At 41.9% G+C, this 4354-nt stretch carries 1 protein-coding gene and 2 pseudogenes; 2 read left to right on the forward strand and 1 reads right to left on the reverse strand.

From position 1 onward, the window contains the following. Positions 1–447 precede the first annotated feature (447 nt). Both AC805_RS27275 and AC805_RS27280 read left to right on the forward strand, forming a co-directional pair. A pseudogene (locus AC805_RS27275) lies at positions 448–1737 on the forward strand (STAS domain-containing protein); the annotation flags it as partial. A gap of 192 nt (positions 1738–1929) precedes the next feature. Continuing rightward, a pseudogene (locus tag AC805_RS27280) lies at positions 1930–2598 on the forward strand (sugar transferase); the annotation flags it as partial. A gap of 356 nt (positions 2599–2954) precedes the next feature. On the opposite strand, the gene AC805_RS05445 reads toward AC805_RS27280, so the two are convergent. After that, positions 2955–4277, reverse strand: coding sequence for a capsular biosynthesis protein (locus AC805_RS05445; RefSeq protein ID WP_055074477.1), 1323 nt, complete (start codon positions 4275–4277; stop codon positions 2955–2957). Positions 4278–4354: the final 77 nt, after the last annotated feature.

Consider the following 4354-nt stretch of genomic DNA (forward strand, 5'->3'; position numbering starts at 1 on the left):
GCTTAATTAAATATAAAACCCTAAAACCTGCGGCGCACGCTGCGCGTGCGCCGCAGGTTTTAGATCTGGATTTTAATTATATTATTTTTAGCTATTATTTTTAGTTGGTTTGAAGATCGAAGGGATTAGGGAACAGAAGCCCTCGCCAAAAACTTTAAAAATTGCAATTATATATGTAGTTATATAGGCGTTTATTGCTTATCTATTGCAGATTATAAAATATTTAAATTGAAGCTATGGCAATCCTAAATAGTTTTTTGAAGTGCCCCTCAAAAAGGGTGGCACTTCCACAAATCCAAAAATCTACAAATGATTTAGGACTGCTATATTTAAATTGGAGCAATTGTGTATATTAAATATGTAGATTAAATGTGTGGATTAAAGTAGATTAAATATATAGCTAAATATAGCTAAATTATATAGCTAAATCAGCAAGGGATTTTAATTATGATACTAGTTACAGTTGGCACTGAGCAGTATCCATTTAATTCGTTAATGGACTGGATTGGTTTGTTGATGCGAGAGGGGATTCTTAACGAAGAGGTATTTATCCAATATGGGGCATCTACGGAGTTACCTGACAATGTAAGGATTGGTAAGCTAATTCCCGAAGTACAATTTAAGCGGCTCATCGAACAGTCGAGTGCTGTAATTGCCCATTGTGGGGAGGGTAGTGCCCTATTGTTAGAAGAATTTGACAAACCCTATATTTTGGTTCCCCGCACCGCCAAATTTCATGAGCATGTTGATGATCATCAATTGGAAATGGCTGAGGATTTGGAAAATCAGGGGGTGGCGATCGCTCGATCGCCTGCCGATTTAGCTAAGTTTTTAAAATTAATTACTATTCCCCATAACTCCCTTACTTTTACTGAAGATCAGGATTTATGTGAATATTTAAGCGATCGCTATTCCAGTGAAAACTATGACCAAATTATGTTGGTTTGCTCTTCGGGTGGACATTTTAAAGGGATGCGAGGCTTGAGCCAATATTGGCATAAATTTAGCAAAAGAAGTTGGATCACCTTTAAAACAGGTACTACCCAAACCGAGCTTAAAAATGAAAAGGCTGTTTGGGCATATAGTCCCACCAATCGCAACCTACTTAACTTAGTGCGGAATTTACTATTAGCAATCAAGGTATTGCAGGAGGAACGACCATCGCTAATCGTCTCAACGGGGGCAGGGGTTGCCGTCCCTTTTTTGATCGTTGCCAAGTACCTCTATAAAAGCAAAATAATTTTTGTCGAATCAAAGACCCGCATTCGCGATCTCAGTCTTTCCGCAAAATTGTTGCGATCTTGGAAAGTCCTCGATTTGCTGATTGTTCGCGCTAAAGAAATCGCCGATCTCTATCCCGAATCAATATATATTCCCACGGGTAACGAGCAAGAACCCAGTAAATTTGGATTGAGAGATGTCCAAATCACCAACTTTAATGACACGGTTTTAATAAGTACTCCTCCCAATATCCTCAGTACTGAATCAAGAAAATTAAAAGAAGACTTTACGCAACTATGCCAAGAAGGAGAAAATTTTCGGAAAATAATTCTGGATATGTCTAAAACCGAATTTATTGATAGTTCGGGATTGGGGGCTTTGATCTCCTGTTTAAATGTGCTGCGGCAGAGCGATCTGCAATTGGGTAAACCCGAACCCACTGAATTAGTCCTGTGGAGCGTGAACCCACAAGTATTATCACTTCTGAAGATGACCAAAATGGATAGGGTCTTCTCCATTGAAGCATCCGCCCGCACTAATCGATTAGCAAATAGCAATCATCAGCGATCGCTAGATCGCCCCCATCGCATTTCCATATTTTTATATCGGCTCTACCAATCCCTGATTGACATTCCCATCCTATGTGCGATCGCCTATGGGATGTACTTTTTCTATCCTGCGATCGAGCTCGATCCCGCCTTACCCTTACATCCCTCCGTCCGCAGCTTCCCAAAAAGGCTGATCGATATCTTGGGCGCGCTGGTTGGCTTGAGCATCACCGCCCTAATCTTCATCCCCATTGCGATCGCGATCAAACTTGAGAGTCGGGGATCGGTTCTTTTTAAGCAGAGTCGAGCGGGAATTATGAGCAAACCCTTTGGGATTTGGAAATTTCGCTCAATGGTCAAAAATGCCGAAATGCTGAAGCAAAAGGTTGTCAATGAGATTGCCGATTCCACCGATGGAAAATCCGACAGCGATAGTGGTAAATTTTTTAAAAATAGTAACGATCCCCGCATTACTAAAGTGGGAAAATTATTGAGGAAAACCAGTTTAGATGAGTTTCCCCAATTTTGGAATATTCTCGTCGGAGACATGAGTTTAATCGGCACGAGACCGCCTACTTTTGCTGAGATCGGCTTGTATGAAATAGAAAATGAGTACACGGATGAAAAACTAACCGAATGGAGTCGCCTAGATGTCCGTCCTGGATTGAGTGGTTTATGGCAAGTCAGCGGTCGTTCCGCCGTGAGAAGTTTTGAAGAGGTAATCGGCTTTGATTTAACCTACAAACAAAATTGGAGCCTAAAATACGATCTCTGGCTAATTTGGCAAACCGTAGCCGTCTTGTTGAAGCGCAACAATGGTGCAGTCTAAGTATCTAAGCTGTCGCTGTAATCCCAAGAATTGACTGACGGCGCTTCGCGCCGCCAGTCAATTTTTGGGATTTATGTCCTAAGCTATAAGTACTTATACCAAATTACAAAATGGCTACGCCATTTTGTAATTTTAAAACCCTTACTGGGTTTGGTTTTCAATTTCCAAAAGTGTAGCCACACTTTTGGAAATTGGTATTATACCAAATTACAAAATGGCTACGCCATTTTGTAATTTTAAAACCCTTACTGGGTTTGGTTTTCAATTCCCAAAAGTGTAGCCACACTTTTGGGAATTGGTATTAGGTTACAAAAGATGAGTGGTGGTGCTTCGCGCCACCACTCATCTTTTAGGAATTAAGAGATAGTTTCCGAATAAACTTCGATCGCTGGGTTTTCGTCATGATCTTTCTCTTTTTCCATATATTTGCTCTGAGTCCCGATGCCAATCATGACCAAGCCCGGCCAGAATAAATAGGCTAAAATCTCTAAATTCTCGCCAAAGGTGTAAAAGAATAGCACCATCACCATACATAATCCGACCTTGGCAGGGATACTCCTCTGGGATAGATAAAGCATATGGATAAACCCACAACCAAGAGGGATCGCGAGGGATAAGTAACCTACTATTCCCTTAACATACAACAGTCCAAACCAACTATGATGGGAGCCAATGGGCATAAACTCCACCATATGTGGACCTTTGACAACAACGCCATGCCCCCAGATGGGAGCTTCTTTTTCCCAGCGATATAGAGCAATTCTTCCCAGAGCCGCCCGTACTCGTGAAGAATCCTTTCTTGCCGCTGTAAACATGGCAGAAAAATTTTGGATTGCCTCAGAGATCTGATTGGTGCTAATACTGATAAAGAAACTGGCAAATCCACTAGCAATTAGGGTCGGAGGGCGGCTAAGTTTTGACATATATAGACTCATCAACCACACCGCAGGTAGACAAATTAATGCTAAACGGGAGGCAGAAATCTGGCAGATGACAACGCATCCAGCAATTCCTAACCAACGTAACTTGAGGTCTTTCTCTTGAATAACCATAAAAAAATAGATGTTTGCCACAAAGCCTGCGGCAGGAGCCCAAGGAGTATATAGCCGCCATCTTGGCTTACCTTCGCCAGGATCGATTTCATAGAGCATCACCTCAAAGAAAGCGTCACTTGGCCCCCCGACCGCCCTGAGCGGCGAAACATATAGCTTTTGAGGCAGGTGTAGATAAAAAGCAAGCACTAAGGGAATAGATACTAATAGACTAGTCCGACATACAAGCGCCGAAGCGCGGTACATTAACTCTGGTCGAATTTTTAAACATCCAACCAAAGGATAGAGAGCCAGTAAAGCCCAGCCCTTTGCCCAACCAATCGTGGATTTGATGATTTCCCCTAGCCCTAAATAATTATTCAGATGTCCGATTACTAGGGCAACTTCCATCATGAGCATTCCCCCAATCCATACCCAAATTGACCAAGGAATTTCAATTTTGTCTTCTTGAGGAGTCTGCTCGTCCTGTTTCCATAACTCACGACAGAGATGAAAAAACAAAATCCAAGCAACTGCGGCTCCAACGATATACAATCCACCGATCACATAAAACCAATAGGTCCAGATAATCGCAAACCAGACAATGCGTTCGGCAAAATTTTGTGGTTGGATATTCTCTCTCTTCATTAAGTCACTTCCACTAAATATAGTCGTTTTAAATAACTTGTAGACGGGCTTCGACTTCGCTCAGCCCTCGGTGTAAG

Origin of the sequence: Pseudanabaena sp. 'Roaring Creek', assembly GCF_001402795.1 — a bacterium.
GTDB lineage: Bacteria > Cyanobacteriota > Cyanobacteriia > Pseudanabaenales > Pseudanabaenaceae > Pseudanabaena.